Genomic DNA, 24310 nt, shown 5'->3' with positions numbered 1-24310 from the left:
GCGACGCTTTCATATTTCTGCGACTTCTCTAGAACCTTTCCAGCCGGAAGGGAAGCGCTTCTGTCATACGCCTGCAAATAGGCCGCCAATGCGGCAGCCGCCAGTCTCAGTCGCTCACGGGAAGCGCCTCGATAATCACAAATGCCTGAGCGTAAGGGTAATCGTCCGTGATGGTCAGATGGATATTGGCGCGGTGACCGGCGGGCAGCATGGCCGCCAGCCTTTCTGCGGCACCGTTGGTGAGCGCCATGGTCGGCTTGCCGCCCGGCAGATTGACGACCCCCATATCCTTCCAGAAAACGCCGTTCGCAAGGCCGGTTCCGAGCGCCTTGGAACAGGCTTCCTTGGCGGCGAAACGCTTGGCGTAGGATGCCGCGCGGTTCTTGCGGCCATCGGACTTGGCGCGCTCGATATCGGTGAAACAGCGGTGCGTGAAACGTTCACCGAAACGGGTGAGCGAATGTTCGACGCGGCGGATATCGATCAGGTCGCTGCCCAATCCAAGGATCATTTCAACATCTCCAGAGACGCGTTTTTATTGGCGGCGCGATGCGCGAGATTTTCCATCTTGCGGCGCTGGAAACCGCTGATGAGGCTGTAGACGGTGATATAGGCGATGACCGCACTCACGGCCGCAGGCAGAAGCGCACCGACGGTCATGGGTTCCAGCACCGGCCTCCATATCTGCCGGAATTCGAGGTGGCTGAACAGCGCAACGAAATCCACATGCGCACCCCCCGCCTCCTTCTGTCGTCCGAGCAGGAAATGCCCGAGTTCCCAGGTGGACGCCCAGATGAACGGAAATGTCAGGGGATTGGCGAAGGTGGTGCCGAGTGCCGCCGCAACGAGATTGACGCGCATGAGGAAACCGAGCGCCATGGCGATGATGATATGGACGCCGAGAAATGGTGTCCACGCCACGCCGATACCGAGCGCGACACCGGCAGCAATCGAATGCGGAGACGCGGACAACCGCAGCAGACGCAGCTTCATATAGCGCAGCGAACGGGTAAAACCCGTGCGCGGCCAAAAGAGGTCACGAATCTTCTCTGAAAAACCAACGGGTTCACGGCGGCGAAACGGCATGAGGGCAGTCTATTTCATCGCCCCGGCTGAGCCAAGAGCATCGTATACGACACGGGGATTTCTTTTGCAGGCGTATTTTCCCCGTCATTCCGGCCTATAGCTGGAATTCCGCCAACACCACGTGGCGTCAGCAGAGAATACGAACCTTGCCGAACACTCTGACGTCATCCTCGGGCTTGTCCCGAGAATTTGCAACCGATTGATTGAATGCAAGGTTATCAGATCCCTGGGACGAGCCCAAGGATGACGTCGAGGAAACAAGCGCCCTCTCGCCGTCAAATTCGTTTCAAAAGCAGCGTGTCCTATCATTTGGACCGGACAGCGGTGAACGCCCGTTCGTAGCGCGCATTCACATAGTCTTACGAGACACCAGAATGAGCTGACCGACAACGGCCACCCACCTTCCAAGTCCCATACGCATGGCGAACGGCTGCCATGCGCTGAGTGCATTACCGGCGGAACAGGCCGCGGTCGATTTCGCGCTGACGGAACTCGAGGTCAACATTCGACACGGAGCCGCTGAGATATTCGAATTCGCGTTCCTGGGTCGTCTTGCCACGAACTGCACGGGCGATCTTGCGAAGCGGAGTAAACATGATTTCATGTCCTTTCAGTTTGGAAATGGCGTTTCTCATCGGTGTAGGACCACCGGCACGCCGCGTTTTCCGTTTTCAATTTCTGAAAGGAAGATAGTCGCAAACCACATGCGCGACCAGAGACAGTAAAAGGCCGCTGCCATGCACCCAATGCATAACAGCGACCTTTTGGAATGTGCGAATGATCAAAAATGCCTCAATCGAAGGCACGTTTGACAGTCGATACGCAATCGAGGTCTTTCAGCTGCGACAGCAGCTGGTTGAGTTGCCGCAAATCCCAGACTTCGACATCCAACGCCAGTTCGGAGAAATCCGTGCCGATGCGGACCATATTCAGGGCGCGTATGTTGACATCCAGTGTCGCGATCGATTGCGCCACGGAGGCGAGCGTGCCGGGTTCGTTCAGCGCGTTGATCATCACCCGCGCCATGAAGCGCGACTTGTTCGCCTCATCAAGATCCCAGCGGACATCAATCCAGCGCTCCGGCTCATCGTCGAAACGCTGCAACGCCGGCGCCTGAATGGGATAGATAGTGATGCCCTTGCCTTTTTCCATGATGCCGACGATGCGATCGCCCGGAACGGCGCCGGCGGCACCGAAATGCACATCGACATTGCCGGAAAGGCCACGGATGGGCAGCGGGTCCGGCCCATCGAGCATTTCGGTTGCGCCATCGTCCTCCAGAACGGAGCGCGACTTTCCGGGGATCTTGAAGACCATGCCGGAGGCGCTGCGCATGTTGAACCAGCCGTCGTCGCCGGTCATCTTCACCGTCACGCGCTCGTCCTGATAATCCGGATAGACCGCACGCAGCACATCGAGCGAGGAGACCTCGCCGCGCCCGACGGCGGCGATAGCGTCTTCCACATCCTTCTGCGCCAGACGATGCAGCACAGGTTTCAGCGCTTCACGCGAGAAGGCCTTGCCGGCACGTTCGAAAGTGCGCTCCAGAATACGGTAGCCGAGACCGGAATATTGCTTGCGGATGGCCATGCGCGTGGCGCGGCGGATGGCCGAGCGGGCCTTGCCCGTCACCACCACCTCTTCCCATGCGGCGGGCGGAACCTGCACGCCGGAGCGGATGATCTCCACCTCGTCGCCGTTGTTGAGCCGGGTCACGAGCGGCATGATCCGCCCGTTGATCTTGGCGCCAACAGTGGTGTCGCCGATATTGGTGTGCACCGCATAGGCGAAATCGATGGGGGTGGCGCCACGCGGCAACGCAATCAGCTTGCCCTTGGGCGTGAAGCAGAACACCTGGTCCTGGAACAGTTCCAGCTTGGTGTGTTCGAGGAATTCTTCCGGGCTGTCGCCTTCTGCCAGCGATTCGATGGTGTGGCGCAGCCAGGAATAGGCGTTGCTCTCCGGCGAGAGCAGATCGCCCTCCCCGTTTTCGCCGTCCTTATAAAGCGCATGGGCGGCAATGCCGAATTCGGCGATTTCGTGCATGCGCTTGGTGCGCAGCTGCAACTCGATACGCTGGCGCGAAGGGCCAACGATCGTGGTGTGGATGGAACGATAGTCGTTCTGCTTCGGCGTGGAGATATAGTCCTTGAAGCGGCCGGGTACCACGCGCCAGCGGGTGTGGACGATGCCGAGCGCCCGGTAGCAGGAAGGAATATCGTCCACCAGAATGCGGAAGCCGTAGACGTCGGACAGCTGCTCGAAGGAAAGCGATTTCGACTGCATCTTGCGGAACACCGAATAGGGCTTCTTCTGGCGCCCCTTGACGCTGGCGCCGAGAAGGCCGTTCGCCACGAGCAGCTCGCGCAGCTCGTCCTCGATCTTCTTGATGAGCCCTTCGTTGCGCGTTTCCAGTTCCTGAAGGCGGTTGGTCACCGTCTCATAGGCTTCCGGATTGAGGTAACGGAAGGACAGGTCCTCCAGCTCGTCGCGCATGTCCTGCATGCCCATGCGGCCGGCCAGCGGCGCATAGATTTCCATGGTTTCTTCGGAAATGCGGCTGCGCTTGTCAGCCGGCATATATTCCATGGTGCGCATATTGTGCAGGCGGTCGGCCAGCTTCACCAGGAGAACGCGCACGTCGTCGGAAATGGCAAGCAGCAGCTTGCGCAGGTTTTCAGCCTGCTTGGCCTTGCGCGTGACGAGATCGAGCTTCTTGAGCTTGGTCAGCCCCTCCACCAGTCTGCCGATATCCTCGCCGAACAGCTCGTCGATTTCAGCGCGGGTGGCGGTGGTGTCCTCGATCGTATCGTGCAGCAGCGCCACCGCGATGGTCGATTCGTCGAGATGCATTTCCGTCAGGATGGCGGCAACTTCCAGTGGATGCGAGATATAGGGGTCGCCATTGGCCCGCTTTTGCTGGCCATGTTTCTGCATTGCATAAACATAGGCCTTGTTCAGCAGGGCCTCATTCGCATCCGGTTTATATTTTTGAACCCGCTCAACGAGTTCGTATTGCCGCATCATGCGATATTCCACAAAAAGAAAGCGCGCCAACCTTGGGGTCGGCGCACAATGCTGCATCAATAGGGATCAGATTATGACGGCAAATATTGACAGACGGTAACCACCGCCTGCCAATGGCGTCATAAAGTCAGATCAATAGTCGTCATTTTTTTCCGGCGGCACAAGGCCTTCGATACCGGCCAGCAGTTCTTCTTCCGACATCTGGTCGAAAGTAACGGTTTCCGGCTGGTCGTCCTCTTCGCCATCGGCAGTAGCGGAGGCTGCGAGCGTAACCGGATCGGGCTCGGGCTCGTCCACTTCCACATGCTTCTGCAGCGAATGGATGAGGTCTTCCTTGAGGTCGTCGGGCGAGAGCATCTCGTCGGCGATTTCGCGCAGAGCGACGACCGGGTTCTTGTCGTTATCGCGGTCAACCGTGATGGACGAGCCCTGGGAAATCTGGCGCGCACGGTGGCTGGCGAGAAGGACCAGCTCGAAACGGTTGTCTACTTTATCAATGCAATCTTCAACTGTGACGCGGGCCATTGCCTGTCCTTTGCGAGTCGTAATGTCGTGGATCAGAGCGCCGTGCTTTCTTGAGGATGCACAAGGGATGCTCTAACCTATTGAATCTGCGCTTCGTGCCTTGCGAAAAACGCTTTGGATTCCTCGCGACGAAGCCTTCCAGCTTCCGATACAGCCATTGGCCGCGGAATTCAAGTTTTTCCTGTCTTTGGCGTCTTTTGGCACCTTATTGCCCTTGTTTGGCGTCTGATGAACAAAATGTCTAGAAGAATTGTCTTGGAATACGGGTGAAGTTACCTTACTTAAAACGCAACGGCGCTACGCAAAATTCGTTGATACGACATGATTTTTCGCATTTGCGACCGGAAATAAAAGCCAGATAATGGCCTTTCCAAAAAAGGAATGGGATGGAATGTTCGATCCACGGGAGAAAATTGCGCTCTTTATAGATGGAGCCAATCTTTATGCAGCATCTAAAAGCCTGGGGTTCGATATCGACTATCGCAAGCTTCTCAAGGCGTTTCAGAAGCGCGGATACCTGCTGCGCGCCTACTATTACACCGCATTGATCGAGGATCAGGAATATTCCTCGATCCGCCCTCTGATCGACTGGCTGGATTATAACGGCTACAAGGTCGTGACGAAGCCGGCGAAGGAATTCACCGACGCGCTCGGTCGCCGCAAGATCAAAGGCAACATGGATATCGAACTTGCTGTCGATGCCATGGAACAGTCAGAGACCGTCGATCATCTGGTTCTATTTTCCGGTGACGGCGATTTCACCAAGCTGGTGGACGCGCTTCAGCGCAAGGGCCGCAAGGTTTCCGTGGTGTCCACCATGGCAACGCAGCCCGCAATGATCGCCGACGATCTGCGCAGGCAGGCAGATCACTTCATTGATCTCATGACCTTGAAGGCCGAAATCGGGCGTGACCCGAACGAGCGCCCTGCCCGGCACGTCGAAAGCCCCGAGACGATCTGATCCCGGTTTTTAAGCCGCTGACACAATCAAAACGCGTCCGTCTGCAAGGCGGGCGCGTTTTTGTTTGGCGCCACAACCGTGTATTCCTGCCGGAAAATTCCTCTTAAAATTAACAAACATCAAATTCAGCCAGTCAAAATTATATCTTGGTTAATTTTAGACGTGTCTAAATCACCCAACGGCACCAACGACATGATTTAGGTGTCAAATCAGGATGTTCAGACATGCATGGCCAAGTAAAAACCAATCAACAACTCGACGAAAGACTTAATTTTCTGGGGCTTGGCCAGGAGCAACGGCAAAACCTTTCGGACATGAAGGGCGTCATTACAGGCTCTCTCGACGCCTCTCTCGACCGTTTTTATGCGAAGGCTCGCTCCGTGCCGGAAACGGCGAAGTTCTTTGCAAGCGACGCGCATGTCCAGCATGCCAAAGGCATGCAGATGAAACACTGGGCAAGAATTGCCTCCGGCACCTTCAACTCGGACTATACCGATGCCGTGACGGCCATCGGCCGTACCCATGCAAGGCTGGGGCTGGAGCCGAGATGGTATATTGGCGGTTACGCGCTGATGCTTGATGGCATCGTCAAAGCCGTCGTCAATTCGGAACTGAAGGGCCTTTTCCAGGAAAAGAAGGCCAAGAAGCTGAACGACGCCCTGACGGTAACGATCAAGGCCGCCCTTCTCGACATGGACTATTCGATCTCCGTCTACCTCGACGTGCTTGCCGCCGAGCGGCTGAAGGTCGAGGAACAACAGGCGCAGATGAAGAAGGAGCAGGAGCAGGTTCTCGAACTGCTTAACAACGCCCTGAACAAGCTGGCGAATGGCGACCTCACCTCCAGCATCAATGAAAAGACTGCACCGCAATTCGAGGGGCTGATTGCCAATTTCAACGCTGCGGTCGGCAATCTCTCGGGTGCATTCTCGCAGATCGTCGAGGAAGCCAACAAGATATCAGGCAATACGCGCGAACTGACATCGGCGACCGACGACATGGCCCGCAGAACAGAGCAGCAGGCAGCAGCACTTGAGGAAACCGCCGCCGCCGTCGAGGAAATCACCACCATCTCCAAACTTTCGGCGCAGCGCTCCGAAGAAGCCAAGGCCATCGTCGAAAGCTCGGCCGCCGAAGCGGCGCGGTCACGGGATGTGGTGACGGAAGCGGTAAAAGCGATGGGCGCCATCGAGGAATCGTCGCAGAAGATCACCCAGATCATTTCCGTCATCGACGAGATTTCGTTCCAGACAAACCTTCTGGCGCTGAATGCCGGTGTGGAAGCCGCGCGTGCCGGTGAAGCTGGCAAGGGTTTTGCCGTCGTCGCCCAGGAAGTGCGCGAGCTGGCACAGCGTTCAGCCAACGCCGCCAAGGAGATCAAGACCCTCATCACCAAATCCTCGGAGGATGTGATGCAGGGCGTATCGCTGGTCAATAAAACCGGGCAATCGCTGAATACGATCGGCAACAAGGTGGATCATATTCAGGAACATATCACCTCACTGACCAAGGCGGCCCAGGAGCAGTCCGTCGGAATTCAGGAAATCAGCGCCGCCATCAACAGCATGGACAATCTGACCCAGAAGAATGCTGCGATGGTGGAAGAAACCAACGCGGCCACGCATAATTTGAGCGATGTGAGCGCCAATCTGGCGGCACTGGTCAGCCGGTTCAGCGTTTCGGCGTCCACGTCCTATGTGGAGCGGACCTATAGGGCGGCGTGAGAGCTGGCTATTCAAGGGGCGAAAGCATCCTCACTCTCATTCCTGTGCTTGCCACAGCAATCTAGCCAGCCCAAGTCCTTGGGCTGAAAAGAACTCTCTCGCCGCGCAGACGCGCGGCGGCTTGATTCCTGCGACAAGCGCAGGAATGAGGGAGCAAGCTCTAGGCGTTGTTGCCCTTCAGCAGCCGCGACTTCTGCCGGTTCCAGTCGCGTTCCTTCTCCGTCTCGCGCTTGTCGTGCAGCTTTTTGCCCTTGGCCAGCGCCAGCTCCAGCTTCGCACGGCCCTTTTCGTTGAAATAGACCTTCAGCGGCACCAGCGTCATGCCTTCACGGTTGATGCCGGCGCGCAGACGGTTGATCTCGCGCTTGTTCAGCAGCAACTTGCGACGGCGGCGCGGCTCGTGGTTGAAGCGGTTGGCCTGCAGATATTCCGGCAGGTGGGAATTGATGAGCCAGATTTCATCGCCCTCGTCCGATGCGTAGGACTCGGCGATGTTCGCCTTGCCTTCGCGCAGCGCCTTGACCTCGGTGCCTGTCAGCACCAAACCCGCCTCATAGGTGTCGATGATTTCGTAGTTGAAACGAGCCTTGCGGTTTTCCGCAACGATCTTGTTCACCACGCGCTGGCTGCCTTTGGGGGCCATGATATTTCAATCCCTTGTTTTTCTTATTGCGCCTGCGGCTTGTCCGCCACGAGCGGTTTTCAAGTCTCTATTTAGTATCGTCGTTACGAAAAGAAAAGGCGCGCGGAACGGCTTCTGTCGCGAAGCAGTCCCATTGCGCGCCTTTCGGGTTGCAGGTGTCCCTCAGTTCATCAGGCCGGCATGCTTCAGCGCCGCGTCGATTGCCGCTTCCGTTGCCGGTTCCAGCGTGCTCATCAACGGCGAGCGGACCTTGCGGTTGCCGCCACGGGTCTTCGAAAGCGCATATTTTGTGCCGCAGACACCAGGTTCCATGAAGATGGCCCGGTGCAGCGGCATCAGGCGGTCCTGATACTCCAGCGCCTTGGCATAGTCGCCTGCAAGCATGGCCGCCTGGAATTCGGAACAGAGGCGTGGCGCAACATTGGCACTGACCGAAATGCAGCCGACGCCACCATGGGCATTGAAGCCGAGCGCCGTGCCATCTTCGCCGGACAGCTGGATGAAATCCTTGCCGCAGAAAATACGCTGTTCTGAGACGCGGTCGAGCTTGCCCGTCGCATCCTTGACGCCGACGATGTTCTTGTGCGCCTTCACAAGCGCACCCATGGTTTCCGGCGACATATCCACCACCGAGCGCGGCGGGATGTTATAAATGACGATCGGCAGTTTCACCGCTTCGGCAACCGCGGAAAAATGGGCGAAAAGCCCCTTCTGCGTCGGCTTGTTGTAATAGGGGGTGACCACCAGCAGCGCATCCGCGCCGGCATCCTGCGCATGCAGGGCAAGTTCGATCGCTTCATCGGTATTGTTGGAGCCAGCGCCCGCTATGACAGGAACCCGTTTCGCCGCTACCTCGATGCACAGCTCGACGACACGTTTGTGCTCGTCATGGGACAGGGTTGGAGATTCCCCCGTCGTGCCCACAGGCACAAGTCCGTTGCTGCCTTCGGCAATCTGCCATTCCACATGGGCGGCAAATGCCTGTTCGTCCACGGCACCATTGTCCGTGAACGGGGTAATGAGGGCGGGAATTGATCCCTTGAACATACAAAGCTCCTGGCGCCGAGCCGGTTCATGCTTCGGCCGCATTCGATGGTTAAAACCGGCACACATTAGTGCCAGCCCTTAGCGCCGACAAGCGCAAAGGCAGCCTATTTTGTCCGAAATTGTCGGAAGTGTGACAGTCGCGGAAGCTCACGCGGCAGGCAAAAAACGAGGCGGTGGAATTTTACGCCGCTCGCAGACCGGTGAATAAAAGTTGATGGGAGTGCCGAGCGGAAAGTAAGGTTTCGTTAAGCACAGTCTCCGTAAATTCCAGAGCGGGATTTGAGGCGAAACTCATAGGTGCAACGCACTGGCGCATTTCGCAATCCCGCTGCAATGAAACGACAATACAAGAAGGTCGATTGTTTCCGTCCGGTGATGAAGAGCGGTATGAAAAAGACAGTTTGGGGATTGATGGCGGCAGGTCTTGCCGCGACCGTTTGGAACGCGCTTGCCGGCCCCGTGCCAGAAGCTGCCGTGCCGCTGCCCTATGTGAAGCCGAATGCGCCTGCTGTTCCCGCCTTCATGCCGGCCTCGCCCGAAATTACCGGCGCCATACCACGCCTTAACCGGCCTGACGATGCGAACCAGCTTAAAGCCGGACTGGATGCGCTTTCCAGCCGTGACACGACACGCGCCATCGCCGTTCGCAACGCCATGCAGACAGGCAGTCTTGACCGGCATATTCTTACCTGGGCGATTGCCATTTCCGGGCAGAAGGACGTGCCTTCCGCCGAAATCACTACAGCCCAGAGCGAGCTGGCGGGGTGGCCGGGTGCGGCGACACTGCGCGCCAATTCCGAAAAGGCGCTTTACCGCGAAAATCCACCGTCACCCCAGGTGCTTGCCGCTTTTGGCAGCGCCCGGCCGGAAACAGCCGAGGGCACCGTTGTGCTCGCCAAGGCCCTCACCTCTTCCGGCAAGGCTTTGGAAGCACAACGCCTCATTCGCCAGCTCTGGGTGAGCGAAGGCATGGACAAGGACATGGAAGACCGTGTTCTTGCCGAGTTCCCCACTTATCTGACGCCCGCAGACCACAAGGCGCGGATGGATTATCTGATGTATCGCAGCCGAATCGGCCAGGCGAAACGTTTCGGCGATCTCGGCAAGGCGCAGTCGCTCTACAATGCCTGGGCCGCCGTGCTGCAGCGCTCAGGCAATGCCGTGGCGCTGCTGGGCAAGGTTGACGCCAACTTGCGCAGTGACCCTGCTTTTCTCTTCGCGCGTATTGAAAATCTCCGCAACCAGCAGAAATATCCGGAAGCCGCAGCACTTTTGAAGCAGGCGCCGAAGGACGCGGCAAAACTCGTCAATCCCGGCGAATGGTGGAACGAGCGGCGAATCATCGCGCGCGGCGTCGCCGATCTCGGCGATTTTGCCGAGGCCTATCGCATCGTCGCCAATCATTCGGCCACATCTGCCGTCGATGTTGCCGATGCGGAATTCCATGCCGGATGGTACGCGTTGCGGGCACTGCGCGATCCCGCCACGGCTTCACGCCACTTCAACACCCTTTTGCAGACCTCGAACCGGCCACTTTCCGCCTCGCGGGCCTATTATTGGCTTGGGCGGGCGGCGGAAGTGGGCGGGCCGGGCAATGCCCGCGATTTCTTCACCAAGGCGGCTGCCCATTCCGGTACCTTTTACGGCCAGCTTGCCGCCGCACGAATCGATGCAAAGACGCTGAACGTCACATACCCTGCCCCGAGCGGTGCCGACCGTGAACGCTTTGCCGGCCGCGAAGCGGTGCGGGCCATCGACAGGCTGGAAGCCGCAGGCTACGGCTGGCGGGCCGACAGCCTCTACAGGTCATTGGCAGATCAGCTCGACAGCCCGGGCGAGCTTGCCATTCTGGCAGCAAGGGCGGAGGGCAACGGCAACCATCAGATATCACTGCAAATCGGCAAGACGGCCTTCAGCCGCGGCATCGATGCGGCGGCACTCGCCTATCCGCTCGGTGTCATTCCCGCCAGTGCCAATATTGCCGGTTCAGGCAAGGCGCTTGCCTATGCCATCGCCCGGCAGGAAAGCGCCTTCAACCCGGCCGCCGTCTCCGCCGCCAATGCCCGCGGGCTGCTGCAATTGTTGCCGGGAACCGCCAAGGGCGTGGCCGGGCGCCACGGCCTGCCCTACACTCAGGCGATGCTGACCAGTGACGCCGGATATAACGCCACGCTCGGCGCACATTATCTCGGCGAACAGATCGACAGCTTCGGCGGCTCCTACATCCTCACCTTCATCGCCTATAATGCCGGCCCGAAACGTGTGCCGGAATGGATTGCCCGCTATGGCGACCCGCGTGGCAAGCCGATCGACGATGTCGTGGACTGGATCGAGCGCATCCCCTTCCCCGAAACCCGCAATTACGTGCAGCGGGTGATGGAGAATTATCAGGTCTACAAGACGAGGCTTGGACAACAGGCCGATATCGTCGATGACCTGCGTCATGGCCGGGCGGGATAGAAGACCGGTTCATCAGTTGATCACTGTCAACACGTTAAAGCACCGACAGGCCCGGTGCTTTTTTTGTTTTCAGGATTTACAGCACTCAAACGAAAAAGCCCGGCTCGAGAGCCGGGCTTTCCATCACTGACAATGTCAGATCAGATTAGAACGTGCGCTGAAGGCGAACGAAGCCGGTCCAGCTGTCGCCGGTCGGACCATCGACGTCCTGGTAGTTTGCAGCGATCTTGGCATCGAGACCCTGGGTGATCTTGTAATCAACCGTCAGGCCAGCGCGCCATGCATCGTTGTCGCCGGTGAAGTCACCATCAGGAGCGATATCGATCGTACCGAGGTACTGCGCGCCGGGGGTGATGGTCAGCTTGTCAGTTGCCTTGATTGCGTATTCAGCAGCAACTGCCCACTCGGACTCTTCGTAGTAGTAGTTTGCGCCAGAAGCCCAAACGCCAGACAGACCGAAGGTGCCGGGACCGATGTCAGCATACAGGATAGCGCGGATTGCGCCGTTTTCCTGGTCCGTGTCGTAGGAGCCGAGCAGGTTGGCGGTGACAGCACCGAACTTGACACCAACGATACCGCTGACGCCAACGTTGTTCGGGCCTTCGAACGAACCGCCCTTGATATCGCCCGTGAGGTTGGAAACGTCACGACCGGCATCCAGTTCTTCAACGCTGATACCAGCATAGAACGAACCAGCGTCGTAGGTGTAACGCAGAGCGTTGCCACGGGTGGTGTTCGAAGACAGGATGTCGGTTTCGCCGGAGAGATCGTCATCCCACCAGGTGTACATGTAACCGACCTTCAGGCCGCCGAGCTCGATGAAAGCCTGGTCGACGTTGACGCCGCGGCTCGAGTCGTTGTTAGCCTGGCCACGAAGACCGATGTAACCACGCAGAGCGCCGAGTTCGGTGTCGGTGCGGGTGTCGATGTTGAACTGGGCGCGGGTGAACGAGTTCCAGTCAGACGTACCGGACTGGTTACGACCGAAGTCCGTCTGGAAACGGATGTAACCGTCGAACTTCAGGCAGGTTTCGGTGCCGGGGATGTAGAAGAAGCCGGTGCCGAAAGCGTCGCAAACGCGAACGTATTCCAGGGGCTCAGGCTCAGCAGCGACGATAGCGTCGGCAGCGTGAGCGCCGGATACTGCTGCGAGAGCCGCAGCGGAGCCGATGAGAAGGCTCTTGATGTTCATGGTTGACCTCCAGTCAAACGCTTAATTTTCTAAGCAGCGGGTGGGGAAACACAACTAAATGCGTGCCGCTTATGGAGATGATTAGAGCCAAAACCGGCCGGGGAGGCAATCCCAATGATGACAAAAGGAAGACAGTAAGGGGACCTTAGTTTTGCATTGTTGCGAAATAGCTACAATTCTAACCGACGGGCAGCACTTCCTAACAAAACGTTAATAATTCATGCTTTTCAGCGACTTAAGCGAAATGCCGATAAATGAGATAAGTCATTCCTCATCCCGCCGCCAGAATTCTGACATCGCTGCGCCATGGGAAATCGTCTGAAACGCGGTGCCATTGGTGGGAAATCGGGCTGTCGGCAGCAACGCTTCCATCCGCAGCAGGAGAGAATCAGTTCCCAGTTTCGACAGGCTTAAAACAGTTGAGTGGCAGACGAATCAGCAACGATACAAACCGACCTAAGCCGTAACGGAAAGTCGCCGGGATATCGAAACGCCGGCCAATCGACGCTTTGCCTGCCTCTCGCCAATGTGCATCAAACAAAAAAGCCCGGCTCGAGAGCCGGGCTTTCCATCACTGACAATGTCAGATCAGATTAGAACGTGCGCTGAAGGCGAACGAAACCAACCCAGCTGTCGCCGCCGCCGTTTACACCTTCGGTGCCGTCTACGTCCTGGTAGTTAACCGAAACGAGCGTGGAGAGGCCCTGGGTGATCTTGTAGCCAACAGCTACGCCAGCGCGCCATGCATCGCGATCGCCAACGAAGTCGTTGTCAGCGCCGATGTCGATCTTGCTGAAGTACTGAGCGCCGGGGGTGATGGTCAGCTTGTCAGTTGCCTTGATTGCGTATTCAGCAGCAACAGTCCACTCGGACTCTTCGTAGTAGTTGTTTGCGCCAGAAGCCCAAATACCAGAGATACCGAAGGTGCCCGGACCGATGTCAGCCGTGACGATTGCACGGATTGCACCATTTTCCTGGTCGGTGTCGTAGCCGCCGAGCAGGTTAGCCTTAACGGCACCGAAGTTAGCACCGATGATGCCGCTTACGCCAACGTTGTTAGCAGATTCGAACGAACCGCCCTTTGTCAGAGCTGCAGAGATGTTGGAAGTGCCGCGAGCAGCATCCAGCTCTTCAACTGCAACGCCTACGTAGAACGAGCCAGCGTCGTAGGTGTAACGGATAGCGTTCAGACGCGTAGCGTTCGAAGAAAGGCTATCGACTTCGCCGGAGAGACCATCATCCCACCAGTTGTAGTAGTAACCGACCTTCAGGCCGCCGAGCTCGATGAAAGCCTGGTCGACAACAACGCCACGTGCGGAGTCGTTGTTAGCCTGGCCACGAAGACCGATGTAACCACGCAGAGCGCCGAGTTCGGTGTCGGTGCGGGTGTCGATGTTGAACTGAGCGCGGGTGAACGAGTTCCAGTCAGACGAACCGGACAGGTTACGGCCGAAGTCGGTCTGGAAACGGATGTAACCATCGAACTTCAGGCAGGTTTCGGTGCCGGGGATGTAGAAGAAGCCGGTGCCGAAAGCGTCGCAAACGCGAACGTATTCCAGGGGCTCAGGCTCAGCAGCGACGATAGCGTCGGCAGCGTGAGCGCCGGATACTGCTGCGAGAGCCGCAGCGGAGCCGATGAGAAGGCTCTTGATGTTCATGATTGACCTCCAGTCAAAGTTTTTAAGTGGGTCTGGGTACTTTTGCCGAAGGACAGCATTCCCTGCCCCATTCCCGTGTTCTTAGAAGCCAAACGATCCACCGCCTCGCTTCTGGTCGTGAAAATACAAAACGTTTCGCCGCTTGCAATCGCCAACATCCGATAAAGCGCATTTACGTACATGCTTCATTTCGGTTTGTTGCGGAAACAGCACACAGTGGGCACGCGGCCCACAGGTGGCTTTACCATGCGTTAAGAAATGACTTGAAAATCCGTTAGTTAGCGCGGTTAACAAGGTCTTTCTAAACTATAGGCCTTTTCCGAGATCCCTTGCCCCGCCGGGGAAGGGCGACGGAAACTTTTGCCCCGTTCCGGCCCCACCCTTAGTATGGCACCCCGGCGCGCACAGAGAAACAACAGTGAAACCCGCGCGGTTCGCCACCGATTCCCCGATCAACGATTCGGCTCACAGGCTCCGGCACTTCAATTGCTTGGCCGATTGCGTCCGCAAGCGTTACGGGACGAGTCGCCAAAACGGCGCGCGATACGAGTGTGTGTCATTTGGGTACAGAGTACTTTGTAACTGCCTGCAAGAAACGAGGGGCAGAATCGCCTCGACGCACTAGCTCTCTCCACTATCCTGCGGTTTATCGCAGGGGTCCGGCGTTTCGCGAAACGCGCTGAAGAACGAACTGGCATGCCGAAACGCATGCGTTGGGTGTCTGCTGCGAAGAAGTAGCTGTTTAGGGAGATTTATAATTTCAGGCTTCGTGCCGAAATGGCGGAGAGGATGGGATTCGAACCCACGATACGCTTTTGACGTATACTCCCTTAGCAGGGGAGCGCCTTCGACCACTCGGCCACCTCTCCGGTGCGGCCTGATTATTGCTTTAAAAAAATGAATGCAAGGGTTTTTCGCCAAGAAGCCGAAAAACCTGTTGGCCGAACACCCGATAGCGAAACTTTGCGGGCCATTGGGGAACTTCTTCTCTTCCGGCACGTTCTGACTTCGGTAACAAAAAGAGGTGTTCTAATGGCTCAGACCAAACTGAATGTTGTCGAAGATACGATCGAAAACCAGATTGCGGAGTTGCGTTCGCAGATCTCCTCTCTCTCCAAGTCCGTTTCCGCCCGTGCGGAAGGCGTTGGCGAAGATGCATCCGAATTTCTGGATGAGGCGCGTGGCCGCGTTCGGAAGGCGGCAAGCAATGTGCGCGCCCAGGGCCAGAACGTTGTGGAAGCAGTCAAGGAAAACCCTGGTACTGCAACCTCGCTGCTGACGATCGTCGGCGCACTCGGTTTTGCGATCGGTTATGCGGTCGGCGCTGGTACTCAGCAGAGTTCTTCGAACAGCAGCCTTTATCGCTGGCGCTGAATTGCCGAACTAAAGGCTAGAATTCAGGCAAGGCGGGATACGTTCCGCCTTGCCTGTTCGCATTTATTTCAAAGAATTGACGAAACGGGGGGCGGAAATGGTGTTCAGCAGCGATCTTGAAGAGGCATTGTCGGATTTCGCGAGAGATCACGGCATTGACAGGGATGAAGCTATCCAGCGCATTATCCGCGCCGCACTCATCAATAACGGTTATCTCGCTTCCGGCGAAGAAGGCATTCCGCCGGAAAAGCTGAACGCCAGCAACGATGACTAAGACTCAATATCCGGATTTGGATGGCGCAGGCGCTGCCCCGCCCTTGTAGCGGCTGGAAAGCGCACGCAGTGTATTGGCAAACTCCGTGACATCGGCGCCAACAGCCACGAAAGATGCGCCGAGTTCTAGATAACGGCGATTGAAGGTCTCGTTGAAGGTGAGAATGCCTGCGGCCTTGCCGGCCGCGACGATCTTGACGATCGCTGCCTCGATTACGGCCTGCACTTCCGACTCATCCAGCCTGCCGAGATAGCCCATATCCGCAGCAAGATCGGCCGGGCCGATGAAGATGCCGTCCACACCTTCCACCGCAAGAATATTGTCGAGATCGTTGATCGCGGCGCGCGTTTCGGCCTGCACCAGCAGGCACACGCTGTCGGACGCACTGTCGGCATAATCCGTTATGGTGTTGAAGGCTGAGGCGCGGGCGACTGCCGCTCCCATGCCGCGAATGCCGCGCGGCGGATAGTGCATCGCACTGACCAAAGCTTCAGCCTGCGCCGCGGAATCGACCATGGGCACCAGAAGCGTGCGGGCGCCTGCGTCCAGCAGCTGCTTGATCATCCAGCTTTCGCCAACGGGCACACGCACCACCGGTTCGGCGGGCGATGTGGCGAGAGCACGCAATTGGTCGATAATGCTGCGAAGATCGTTCGGCCCATGCTCACCATCGATGACCAGCCAGTCGAAACCCGCTGTTCCGGCAATTTCCGCCGTGATGGCCTCACCCATATCGAGCCAGAGGCCGATTTGCGGCCTGCCGGCGTGGATGGCTGTTTTGAAACGATTTTCGGGAGCGGGCATGATGTCCTCAGGAAAGCAGTAATTTCAGATCGGCGGACGGGTCCGCCAGGATGGCGCGATCCGGCTCAGCGCCGGTATCGAGCAGTTTTTTGCCGGAAACATAGGCCTTGGCATCGTTGACGGCATCGACCGCCACGAATCGCCCGTCGCGGAAATACCAGACCGACCAGCTGCCTTCGCGCGCGCCGGGCCGCAGCACCGTCTCGTCATAACCGAGGTTGAAGCCCGCGATCTGCAGCTTCACCTCGTATTGATCCGACCAGAACCAGGGTTTGGCATCATAGGAGACTTCAGCGCCTGCCAGTACGTGAGCAGCGGCCTCGGCCTGATCAACGGCGTTCTGGACTGATTCGAGACGCACAAGCTGGCCCCGCCACGGCAGCAGCGCGCAATCGCCCACCGCGTGAATGTCCTTGTCCGAGCTGCGGGTGTGTTCATCCACCACGATGCCATTGCCGACATCGAGGCCCGATTCGCGGGCAAGGCGATCGTTCGGGGTTACGCCAATGCCGACGATGACGAAATCCACGTCAAGCACCGAACCATCGGAAAGCTCGGCAGCGGCCACCCGGCCATCCATGCCGACGAGCCGCACGAGGCCGGTCTTTTCGCGGATGGAGACGCCGTGCGCCTGATGGATGCCGCGCATGATATCGGCGGTTTCCTTTGCCGCCACGCGCTGGAGAATGCGGTCGGCCATTTCGATCAGCGTGACCTCGAGACCGAGCTTGCGGGCGACGGCTGCCGCTTCCAGACCGATATAACCACCACCGATGACCAGCAGCCTGCGGCCCGGTTTCATTTCCTCAAACAGCCGGTCAGCATCGCGCTTGTCGCGAACGGTCAGAACCCCTTCGAGATCGCCGCCGATGCTGGCGGGCAGCTCGCGGGGTGCAGCACCGGTCGCCAGTACCAGCTTGTCGTAGGAAAGCGTGCTGCCATCCTGCATGCGCACGGATTTGGCAGCGCGGTCGATCTCCTCCACGAAGGTGGAGAGCCGGATATCGACATTGTTTTCCGCGTACCATTCCTCAGGGCGGAACATCAGCCGGTCGAAGCTCATCTCGCCTAAAAGGTATTTTTTCGACAGTGGCGGCCGTTGATAAGGATAGGCATCCTCCGAGCCGATGATGGTGATGGGGCGCTCATCCTTCAGCGCCCTGAGCTTTGCCGCCAGCGCGAAAGCGGCCTGCCCTGCCCCGACGATTACCAGCCTTCCCGCCACATTCCACTCCCAGAACAATCGCCAATGGGCAGATTTGCCGCACTCTGCGAAGCCATATTTCGGGATCAGGCGTAACGCCAAGTACGGCCCGCGTCAACCGCACAGCACCACCAGCCCGGTGCAAGCATGACACATTATCACCCCAGACTGCGACACCCTTGCAACCGGATGGAGCCGGGTGCATTTCCTCAAGGGAAACATCGGGTTCCGACAGGCGGTCTGGCCCATGTCGAGACGCACAACAGACAATTGCGCGGATTTCCTTCACGCACTGGCAAGGAAGCCGCGTTAAAATCGGCATCAGGAAAAGGCAATCCGGGAGGTTGTCATGGCTTTACATATGGATCCCCGTCAAAGCGTCCCGCAGGACGAGCAATACGAGAAGTTTCAGATCGACCGGCCCGGAAAGATCACCTTCATCGGGCATCACCTCAGCGCCAAGGATACCATGCGCTGCCTGGTGCGCAGCATCTCGCTTTATGGCGCGGAGATCGAGGTCAGCCCGCATCTCGATATGCCCACCAATTTCTATCTGGAAATTCTCGGCATTCGCGATGAGATCGGCTGCAACCTGATCCGCAGGGAAGAGGAAAAGGTCACCATCGGATTCAACATGTTGATCGACGCGGAATTCCTGCACCATGTGCGCAGGCTGAGTTTCGAGACCAGCGTCTGAGCCGTATCGACCGATTCGCGGCCAAGTTTTTCTCTCACGGCGCGACGGTTGAAAAAACTGTTCCAAAACAGCCATCCGGCAACCGGGCGCGACTTGCGTCCGGTTTTTTTGCACCTATTGTGTGCCGGGTTTTCAAACAGGTACTGGAAATCTCAGCCAATGTCCGCTTTCTCACGTCTTACGCCGCTTGCCGTCTCTCTTCCTTCAACCGTTCCCTTCGTCGGTCCGGAAGCCATCGAGCGGGGCCGCGGCCTGAAGGTGGAAGCGCGGATAGGCGCCAATGAAAGCGGGTTCGGTCCTGCCCCATCCGTGCTTATGGCCATGCGGGATTCGGCGGCCGAGACCTGGATGTATAGCGATCCGGAAAATTTCGAACTGAAGGAAGCACTCGCCATCCACCACGGCGTTTCGCGTGGCAATATCGCCATTGGCGGCGGTGTCGATGGTTTGCTGGGTGAGATCGCCAGGCTGATCGTTGAGCCGGGCACGCCGGTGGTCACCTCGCTCGGTGGTTATCCCACCTTCAATTACCATGTGAACGGCTTTGGCGGAAAACTCGTGACCACGCCCTATGTCGACGATCACGAGAACCTCGACGGGCTTCTCGATCTCGTCATCCGGGAAAATGCACCGCTGGTCTATTTCGCCAATCCCGACAATCCGATGGGAAGCTGGTGGGAGGCAAGCGAGGTCGTGGCCTTTGCCCGTGCGCTGCCGGAAACCTGCCTGCTCATTCTGGACGAGGCCTATTGCGAGACCGCACCTGCCAGCGCCGTGCCAGTCATCGACGCCCTCATCGGCCAGCCGAACATCCTGCGCATGCGGACTTTCTCTAAAGCCTATGGGCTTGCCGGCGCCCGCGTGGGCTATGCCATCGGCACGCTCGGCAATGTCGAAGCCTTCGACAAGATCCGCAATCATTTCGGCATGGCACGCGTTTCGGTCGCCGGCGCATTGGCGGCGCTGAAGGATCAGGCCTATCTGCATGACGTCGTTGGGAAAATTGCGGTGGCTCGAGATCGCATTTCCGCGATTGCCCGCAATAACGGCCTCTCGCCCCTGCCGTCGGCCACCAATTTCGTTACCATCGATTGCCAGCGCGACGGCACTTACGCCCGCGCCATCGTCGACGGCTTGATGGAACATGGCGTGTTCATTCGCATGCCGGGCGTGGCGCCGCTCAACCGCTGCATTCGTGTGAGTGTGGGACCTGATGACAAGCTTGATCTTTTTGAACAGGCATTGCCGAAGGTCATCAAGGCGCTGGGTTGAGTTTTCGCGTGCCTTCTCCTCATTCCTGCTCTTGTCACAGGAATCCAGCCAGCCCAAGTCCTTGGGCTGAGAGGAGTCTTTCGCCATACGGACGTCTGTCGGCCAGATTCCTGTGAGAAGCAAAGGGATGAGGGTGGCGAGCTAGGCGGCATATGGTGCGATCGAACACTGCGTGCATCGATTCAACATCCTCTGACAAACCACTGTTCGCGAATCGTTTTCCATCAACCGACATTGCCAGACATAAGAAAACCGCGCCGGCCTTGTTCCTGCCGGTCGCGGTTTGATGTGTCAGCGCAAAAGCTCCTTTTCAAAGCCCTCGCCGCATTCCCCTTCGGGTTTACTTTCGTTTGTACCGGTCATCGGGACTGGAGGGAACCGGACCGGAAATTCTGTCGCGGATAAGGTGCGTCAGTGCATCGTCATCCAGTCGCGTGCTGCACGCAGCGCTTCGGCCAGTTCCGCCTTGGTCATGTTGCGAGCAAGATCTGCTCTGAGCGAAGCGGCTCTTTCCGATCCGCGGATCGCGGCGATGTTGAGCCATTTGTGGGCCGCGACCAGATCCACCTTGCATCCCCGGCCGGTCGCATAGACCAGGCCGAGATTGCAAAGGGTGTCGGCGCGGGTTTCGCCACCGGCAACTGCCATTTCGATATCGCGAATTTCAAAGCGTGCCATTGTTTTATCCCTGTCTTCTCGCCTGTTTCATCAATTGCCTTCTTGTCGAGGCTAACCTTTGGAACTGCCGTCTTTTGCGGCTTTTTTGTTCTTCCGGCCGGCAGGTTTTCCCTGCGCTTTTGATGACCCCAATATGTCATGAGGCTTTCAACGGGCGCTTAAAAGGCATGATTAATGGGCCGCAAACAAACTGCAAACGATTGGTAAAATTGGGTTTTTGTTAAATATCACGAGGTGCGGAAATTAAGGACTTTCGAGCGAATTTTACGAAAACTTTAGAATTGGATTTCAACCCTTCATTCACCACGATCCAAACAACGGTTTTTCGAATCCCCCCTCTCCCGCTCTCCTAACCGACGCAAATGCCGTCTCGCAGCTGGAATTTTCTGTTTCCTTTTACGTGAACGTCAAATACTATCCGCATGCCCGTGCGGAGGACGAAACGGGCAAAGAAAGCGCGACATGGACGGAGGAGTTTTTATGAAGCGTGTGATGATGATTGCCGCAGGCCTGCTGATCGGCAGCAACCTTGCTTTTGCTGCTGAGCCCATTGAAGGCAACTGGAAGACGGCAAGCGGCGAGACAGCCGTAATCGGCCCCTGCGGCGCAGCTTTCTGCGTGACGCTGAAGACAGGCAAACATGCGGGAAAACAGATCGGCAAGCTTTCCGGCAAGGGAAACAGCTATTCGGGCGATATTACCGATCCCGCCAATGACAAGACCTATAGCGGCTCCGGCACCGTTTCCGGCAATTCGCTGAGTATGAAGGGCTGCGTGCTGAAAATCCTGTGCAAATCCCAGACCTGGACGCGGTTGTGATATAAGATGCGACGGACAGGCTTGTAACAGCCTGTCCCTCGTCGCAGACGGACGTCGTGTGTAACGCATATATCCGTTGATGTATCGTCGTGGCCGAACGAACACTCTTAAGAGCGACGCATGCCCGCCACCCTTTCCATAATCCTGATTTCGGGTACGTCCCATGTCGGCAAAAGCACCCTAGCCGGCCTGTTGAGCGAAAAGCTCCACTGCGAGGCAATTTCAACCGACAGCCTGGCACGCCACCCGGGGAGGCCATGGCCCGGCATACCCACGCCTGTGGAGGAATATTACAGGCAGCTGTCGGCAGAAACGATCCATTGGTTTCTGAAGGTGCATCACCAGAATATCTGGCCGCTTGTGCGCGGGCTGATCGACAGCAAGACAGGCACCGGCAATATCGTTGTCTTCGAGGGCGCGGCCTTGCGGCCGGAATTTATAGCGCCCCTGCTGGGCAACACGGTAGCCGGGGTCTTTCTTCATGCACAGAATGACTTTCTCTCCGACAGAATGCGCGCGCATGCGGGATATAAAGATGCGACGGCGGGCCAGCGCCGGATCATGGACGCCTTCATTGAGCGGTCCTTGCGCGAAAATACCGAAATGCTGGCATCCGCGCGGCACCATCACGTACCGATCGTCGACATCGCCAATCCCGAAGCATTCGATGGCCTCGTCAATGAACTTACAGCCCGTGCGGTAGCCTCTCCGGCGTGATCCAAAAGCAGGCGATTTGAGGCCGCTGAAGCCATCCACCGCCCCAATTCACACTGGAAGTATCCCGTTAATCTCCCTGAACACCATATGAACCGGGGTCTCAGGGTCCGTTCAGTCCGAGTGTGGCAAAACTCTGTCCATGAACTCCAATAAAGGGGAATGGACATGACAAAGTTGATCAGCCGGCTGGCAATCTTCGCGTTTCTCATGGCGATCTTCGCCATGTCCTTCGCCTCGCTCGTCGTTAATCCCAACCGCAGCTTTCAGCGGGTGAATGCGGGTGCGGCGCTTGCCTGCCAGCACAGCCCGGCACCCGCCGCCAATTGCCCCGTCGTGCTGTGAGGACAGGCCGATGACGACGAGCTTTTCCAACGGCCTGTTTTCCGCACTGAGACTGGTGCTGATGGCATCGATCTTTCTAGGCCCGGTGGCGGGACTTGCAGTTTACAAGGCAGATCCCCGCCCGGCATCCAAGGGCGCCGGTTTCGTGCTGCTTATGAGCCTGCAACGCGGCGCGCTCGGCTGAGATTTCACCGCCTGCCCTTTGCCGCAGCCATTTTTCCGTTTCTTTTCAGTTTCTTCGTATTTCTGTCGCTTGCCTGTCGAAATAGGCCTCCTATAATGGGCCATGACAATAGCAAAACGAACGATTCCGCCCTTCTCCTTCATCAGCCCCGAGCCTTTCGCGCCGCAGACATTCACGGACCCGAAAGAAGCTGTTGAGGCTTTGACCGCGCTTTACGAACGCAATACGGCGTTCCTCATCAACTCCTTCACCGAACTTGCCAAGGGTGCGCCGATTACCGGCCGCTACCGCGCCTGTTATCCGCAGGTCAGCCTCGAGACATCCACTTTCGGTCATGTCGATTCGCGCCTTTCCTATGGCCATGTCACCTCCCCCGGCGTCTATACGACGACGATCACCCGGCCGGAGCTTTTCCGCCACTACCTGAAAGAGCAGCTGGGGCTTCTGATCAAGAATCACGGCGTTCCGGTGACGGTTGCCGAATCGGCCACGCCCATTCCGCTGCATTTCGCCTTCGGTGAAGGCGCTTATGTCGAGGCGGCGGCGGCATCCTCGCTGTCCGACGTGCCGTTGCGCGATCTTTTCGACACGCCCGATCTCAACAACACCGACGATCTCATAGCCAATGGCGAATATGATCAGGTGCCCGGCGAACCCGCGCCGCTTGCGCCGTTCACCGCGCAGCGCATCGATTATTCGCTGGCCCGCCTGAGCCATTATACGGCAACGAGCGCCAGCCATTTCCAGAACTTCGTGCTGTTCACCAACTACCAGTTCTATATCGACGAATTCGCCGCATGGGCGCGGCAGTTGATGAAGAATGGTGGCGAAGGCTACACGGCCTTCGTGGAGCCAGGCAACATCATCACCCCCGCTGGCTCCGACAGGCCGGAAACGGATGCGGTGCTTGGCCGTCTGCCACAGATGCCAGCCTATCACCTGAAGAAAAAGGGCCATGCCGGCATTACGCTGGTCAATATCGGCGTCGGCCCTTCCAACGCCAAGACGATCACCGATCATATCGCCGTGCTGCGCCCGCATGCCTGGCTAATGGTTGGCCATTGCGCCGGCCTGCGCAACAGCCAGCGCCTTGGCGATTATGTGCTGGCACACGCCTATGTGCGTGAGGATCACGTTCTGGACGACGACCTGCCGGTCTGGGTGCCGATCCCTGCTCTGGCGGAAGTGCAGCTGGCGCTGGAAGGTGCGGTTGCGGAAGTCACCGGTTACGAGGGCTTCGAGCTGAAGCGCATCATGCGCACCGGCACTGTCGCCACCATCGACAACCGCAACTGGGAGCTTCGCGACCAGGCGGGCCCGGTCAAGCGCCTGTCGCAATCGCGCGCCATCGCACTCGACATGGAATCGGCCACCATCGCGGCCAACGGCTTCCGTTTCCGCGTGCCCTACGGCACCCTCCTCTGCGTCTCCGACAAGCCGCTGCACGGCGAATTGAAGCTGCCGGGCATGGCGACGGAGTTCTACCGCACGCAGGTTGCCCAGCATCTGCAGATCGGCATCCGTGCCGTGCAGAAACTTGCCGCCATGCCAACGGAAACGCTGCATTCGCGCAAGCTCAGAAGCTTCTACGAGACGGCGTTCCAGTAAAAACAGATATCGCT

General features: G+C 57.9%; 24 protein-coding genes and 1 tRNA gene. 12 read left to right on the top strand and 13 right to left on the bottom strand.

Annotated features, from left to right (window positions below):
* Positions 1-106 precede the first annotated feature (106 nt).
* The 5 genes from acpS to rpoZ form a co-directional block, all read right to left on the bottom strand.
* Entirely contained in the window at positions 107-511 is a 405-nt protein-coding gene (acpS, locus tag CRO62_RS22780; RefSeq protein ID WP_003512241.1) for a holo-ACP synthase, read from the bottom strand.
* A complete protein-coding gene (locus CRO62_RS22775; RefSeq protein ID WP_065661184.1) occupies positions 508-1086 on the bottom strand; it encodes a DUF2062 domain-containing protein in 579 nt (192 codons plus the stop codon). Before CRO62_RS22775 ends, acpS begins: the two co-directional genes overlap by 4 nt.
* A gap of 449 nt (positions 1087-1535) precedes the next feature.
* Positions 1536-1682 (bottom strand): hypothetical protein, encoded by a 147-nt coding sequence (locus CRO62_RS22770; RefSeq protein WP_003496944.1) that lies wholly within the window; start codon positions 1680-1682, stop codon positions 1536-1538.
* 196 nt (positions 1683-1878) lie between these two features.
* A complete protein-coding gene (locus tag CRO62_RS22765) occupies positions 1879-4113 on the bottom strand; it encodes a RelA/SpoT family protein (RefSeq protein WP_097103234.1) in 2235 nt (744 codons plus the stop codon).
* 132 nt (positions 4114-4245) lie between these two features.
* Positions 4246-4638, bottom strand: a complete 393-nt coding sequence (gene rpoZ, locus CRO62_RS22760; protein WP_003512234.1) for a DNA-directed RNA polymerase subunit omega — start codon at positions 4636-4638, stop codon at positions 4246-4248.
* A gap of 391 nt (positions 4639-5029) precedes the next feature.
* Between rpoZ and CRO62_RS22755 the strand changes: the two genes are divergently transcribed.
* Complete coding sequence (locus CRO62_RS22755) at positions 5030-5599, top strand: NYN domain-containing protein (RefSeq protein ID WP_013635795.1); 570 nt, start codon at positions 5030-5032, stop codon at positions 5597-5599.
* A 224-nt stretch (positions 5600-5823) separates the two neighbouring features.
* Complete coding sequence (locus CRO62_RS22750; protein WP_097102057.1) at positions 5824-7323, top strand: globin-coupled sensor protein; 1500 nt, start codon at positions 5824-5826, stop codon at positions 7321-7323.
* Positions 7324-7483: 160 nt separating this feature from the next.
* On the opposite strand, the gene smpB is transcribed toward CRO62_RS22750, so the two are convergent.
* Positions 7484-7966: an SsrA-binding protein SmpB gene (gene smpB / locus CRO62_RS22745; protein ID WP_003512228.1), complete on the bottom strand. Its 483-nt coding sequence runs from the start codon at positions 7964-7966 to the stop codon at positions 7484-7486.
* Positions 7967-8128: 162 nt separating this feature from the next.
* Positions 8129-9013 carry a 4-hydroxy-tetrahydrodipicolinate synthase gene (gene dapA, locus CRO62_RS22740; RefSeq protein WP_065658095.1) on the bottom strand — a complete coding sequence of 295 codons (885 nt, stop codon included), beginning with the start codon at positions 9011-9013 and terminating at the stop codon, positions 8129-8131.
* A gap of 387 nt (positions 9014-9400) precedes the next feature.
* Here dapA and CRO62_RS22735 point away from each other — a divergent pair, with 387 nt between their 5' ends.
* A complete protein-coding gene (locus tag CRO62_RS22735) occupies positions 9401-11473 on the top strand; it encodes a lytic transglycosylase domain-containing protein (protein ID WP_179784602.1) in 2073 nt (690 codons plus the stop codon).
* 145 nt (positions 11474-11618) lie between these two features.
* Here CRO62_RS22735 and CRO62_RS22730 read toward each other — a convergent pair whose 3' ends face one another.
* The 3 genes from CRO62_RS22730 to CRO62_RS22715 all read right to left on the bottom strand — a co-directional run bounded on the left by CRO62_RS22730 (position 11619) and on the right by CRO62_RS22715 (position 15192).
* Positions 11619-12665 carry a porin gene (locus CRO62_RS22730; RefSeq protein ID WP_097102053.1) on the bottom strand — a complete coding sequence of 349 codons (1047 nt, stop codon included), beginning with the start codon at positions 12663-12665 and terminating at the stop codon, positions 11619-11621.
* Between the two features lie 593 nt (positions 12666-13258).
* Positions 13259-14323, bottom strand: coding sequence for a porin (locus tag CRO62_RS22725; protein WP_065661187.1), 1065 nt, complete (start codon positions 14321-14323; stop codon positions 13259-13261).
* A 778-nt stretch (positions 14324-15101) separates the two neighbouring features.
* Positions 15102-15192 (bottom strand) — tRNA-Ser (locus CRO62_RS22715).
* Positions 15193-15355: 163 nt separating this feature from the next.
* Here CRO62_RS22715 and CRO62_RS22710 point away from each other — a divergent pair.
* Together CRO62_RS22710 and CRO62_RS27265 are read left to right on the top strand one after the other, a co-directional pair.
* Positions 15356-15697: a hypothetical protein gene (locus CRO62_RS22710; protein WP_003512218.1), complete on the top strand. Its 342-nt coding sequence runs from the start codon at positions 15356-15358 to the stop codon at positions 15695-15697.
* A 97-nt stretch (positions 15698-15794) separates the two neighbouring features.
* Entirely contained in the window at positions 15795-15971 is a 177-nt protein-coding gene (locus CRO62_RS27265) for a hypothetical protein (protein WP_179784601.1), read from the top strand.
* A gap of 3 nt (positions 15972-15974) precedes the next feature.
* Here the strand turns inward: CRO62_RS27265 and CRO62_RS22700 are convergent, their stop codons facing one another.
* Positions 15975-16775 carry an aldolase/citrate lyase family protein gene (locus tag CRO62_RS22700; RefSeq protein ID WP_097102049.1) on the bottom strand — a complete coding sequence of 267 codons (801 nt, stop codon included), beginning with the start codon at positions 16773-16775 and terminating at the stop codon, positions 15975-15977.
* 7 nt (positions 16776-16782) lie between these two features.
* Positions 16783-18000, bottom strand: coding sequence for an NAD(P)/FAD-dependent oxidoreductase (locus tag CRO62_RS22695; protein WP_097103229.1), 1218 nt, complete (start codon positions 17998-18000; stop codon positions 16783-16785).
* Positions 18001-18328: 328 nt separating this feature from the next.
* Between CRO62_RS22695 and CRO62_RS22690 the strand changes: the two genes are divergently transcribed.
* Positions 18329-18676, top strand: a complete 348-nt coding sequence (locus CRO62_RS22690) for a hypothetical protein (protein ID WP_097102047.1) — start codon at positions 18329-18331, stop codon at positions 18674-18676.
* Between the two features lie 159 nt (positions 18677-18835).
* Positions 18836-19948: a pyridoxal phosphate-dependent aminotransferase gene (locus CRO62_RS22685; RefSeq protein WP_097102045.1), complete on the top strand. Its 1113-nt coding sequence runs from the start codon at positions 18836-18838 to the stop codon at positions 19946-19948.
* A 411-nt stretch (positions 19949-20359) separates the two neighbouring features.
* On the opposite strand, the gene CRO62_RS22675 is transcribed toward CRO62_RS22685, so the two are convergent.
* Positions 20360-20626, bottom strand: a complete 267-nt coding sequence (locus CRO62_RS22675) for a sel1 repeat family protein (protein WP_003496982.1) — start codon at positions 20624-20626, stop codon at positions 20360-20362.
* 480 nt (positions 20627-21106) lie between these two features.
* Between CRO62_RS22675 and CRO62_RS22670 the strand changes: the two genes are divergently transcribed.
* The 5 genes from CRO62_RS22670 (at position 21107) to amn (ending at position 24296) form a co-directional block, all read left to right on the top strand.
* Complete coding sequence (locus tag CRO62_RS22670) at positions 21107-21445, top strand: DUF2147 domain-containing protein (RefSeq protein ID WP_013635782.1); 339 nt, start codon at positions 21107-21109, stop codon at positions 21443-21445.
* 120 nt (positions 21446-21565) lie between these two features.
* Positions 21566-22162, top strand: a complete 597-nt coding sequence (locus tag CRO62_RS22665; RefSeq protein ID WP_097102043.1) for a hypothetical protein — start codon at positions 21566-21568, stop codon at positions 22160-22162.
* 159 nt (positions 22163-22321) lie between these two features.
* Positions 22322-22504, top strand: a complete 183-nt coding sequence (locus CRO62_RS27260; RefSeq protein WP_013635780.1) for a hypothetical protein — start codon at positions 22322-22324, stop codon at positions 22502-22504.
* A gap of 10 nt (positions 22505-22514) precedes the next feature.
* Entirely contained in the window at positions 22515-22688 is a 174-nt protein-coding gene (locus tag CRO62_RS27255) for a hypothetical protein (RefSeq protein WP_003509979.1), read from the top strand.
* Positions 22689-22790: 102 nt separating this feature from the next.
* Positions 22791-24296 carry an AMP nucleosidase gene (gene amn / locus CRO62_RS22655; protein WP_097102038.1) on the top strand — a complete coding sequence of 502 codons (1506 nt, stop codon included), beginning with the start codon at positions 22791-22793 and terminating at the stop codon, positions 24294-24296.
* Positions 24297-24310: the final 14 nt, after the last annotated feature.

The sequence above is a fragment of the Rhizobium sp. AN6A genome (assembly GCF_900215635.1).
Lineage (GTDB): Bacteria > Pseudomonadota > Alphaproteobacteria > Rhizobiales > Rhizobiaceae > Agrobacterium > Agrobacterium tumefaciens.
This window is presented reverse-complemented; position numbering and strand designations above follow the sequence as displayed.

Excerpts from the sequence above, each read along its gene's own strand:
- CRO62_RS27255 (WP_003509979.1), top strand. The coding sequence starts at position 22,515 with ATGACGACGAGCTTTTCCAACGGCCTGTTTTCCGCACTGAGACTGGTG.
- CRO62_RS22770 (WP_003496944.1), bottom strand. The coding sequence starts at position 1,682 with ATGTTTACTCCGCTTCGCAAGATCGCCCGTGCAGTTCGTGGCAAGACG.
- smpB (WP_003512228.1), bottom strand. The coding sequence starts at position 7,966 with ATGGCCCCCAAAGGCAGCCAGCGCGTGGTGAACAAGATCGTTGCGGAA.
- CRO62_RS22700 (WP_097102049.1), bottom strand. The coding sequence starts at position 16,775 with ATGCCCGCTCCCGAAAATCGTTTCAAAACAGCCATCCACGCCGGCAGG.
- CRO62_RS22775 (WP_065661184.1), bottom strand. The coding sequence starts at position 1,086 with ATGCCGTTTCGCCGCCGTGAACCCGTTGGTTTTTCAGAGAAGATTCGT.
- CRO62_RS22750 (WP_097102057.1), top strand. The coding sequence starts at position 5,824 with ATGCATGGCCAAGTAAAAACCAATCAACAACTCGACGAAAGACTTAAT.
- CRO62_RS22755 (WP_013635795.1), top strand. The coding sequence starts at position 5,030 with ATGTTCGATCCACGGGAGAAAATTGCGCTCTTTATAGATGGAGCCAAT.
- CRO62_RS22685 (WP_097102045.1), top strand. The coding sequence starts at position 18,836 with ATGTCCGCTTTCTCACGTCTTACGCCGCTTGCCGTCTCTCTTCCTTCA.
- CRO62_RS22730 (WP_097102053.1), bottom strand. The coding sequence starts at position 12,665 with ATGAACATCAAGAGCCTTCTCATCGGCTCCGCTGCGGCTCTCGCAGCA.
- CRO62_RS27265 (WP_179784601.1), top strand. The coding sequence starts at position 15,795 with ATGGTGTTCAGCAGCGATCTTGAAGAGGCATTGTCGGATTTCGCGAGA.
- CRO62_RS22675 (WP_003496982.1), bottom strand. The coding sequence starts at position 20,626 with ATGGCACGCTTTGAAATTCGCGATATCGAAATGGCAGTTGCCGGTGGC.
- rpoZ (WP_003512234.1), bottom strand. The coding sequence starts at position 4,638 with ATGGCCCGCGTCACAGTTGAAGATTGCATTGATAAAGTAGACAACCGT.
- CRO62_RS22670 (WP_013635782.1), top strand. The coding sequence starts at position 21,107 with ATGAAGCGTGTGATGATGATTGCCGCAGGCCTGCTGATCGGCAGCAAC.
- CRO62_RS22710 (WP_003512218.1), top strand. The coding sequence starts at position 15,356 with ATGGCTCAGACCAAACTGAATGTTGTCGAAGATACGATCGAAAACCAG.
- CRO62_RS22765 (WP_097103234.1), bottom strand. The coding sequence starts at position 4,113 with ATGATGCGGCAATACGAACTCGTTGAGCGGGTTCAAAAATATAAACCG.
- CRO62_RS27260 (WP_013635780.1), top strand. The coding sequence starts at position 22,322 with ATGGACATGACAAAGTTGATCAGCCGGCTGGCAATCTTCGCGTTTCTC.
- dapA (WP_065658095.1), bottom strand. The coding sequence starts at position 9,013 with ATGTTCAAGGGATCAATTCCCGCCCTCATTACCCCGTTCACGGACAAT.
- CRO62_RS22735 (WP_179784602.1), top strand. The coding sequence starts at position 9,401 with ATGAAAAAGACAGTTTGGGGATTGATGGCGGCAGGTCTTGCCGCGACC.
- CRO62_RS22725 (WP_065661187.1), bottom strand. The coding sequence starts at position 14,323 with ATGAACATCAAGAGCCTTCTCATCGGCTCCGCTGCGGCTCTCGCAGCA.
- acpS (WP_003512241.1), bottom strand. The coding sequence starts at position 511 with ATGATCCTTGGATTGGGCAGCGACCTGATCGATATCCGCCGCGTCGAA.
- amn (WP_097102038.1), top strand. The coding sequence starts at position 22,791 with ATGACAATAGCAAAACGAACGATTCCGCCCTTCTCCTTCATCAGCCCC.
- CRO62_RS22665 (WP_097102043.1), top strand. The coding sequence starts at position 21,566 with ATGCCCGCCACCCTTTCCATAATCCTGATTTCGGGTACGTCCCATGTC.
- CRO62_RS22690 (WP_097102047.1), top strand. The coding sequence starts at position 18,329 with ATGGCTTTACATATGGATCCCCGTCAAAGCGTCCCGCAGGACGAGCAA.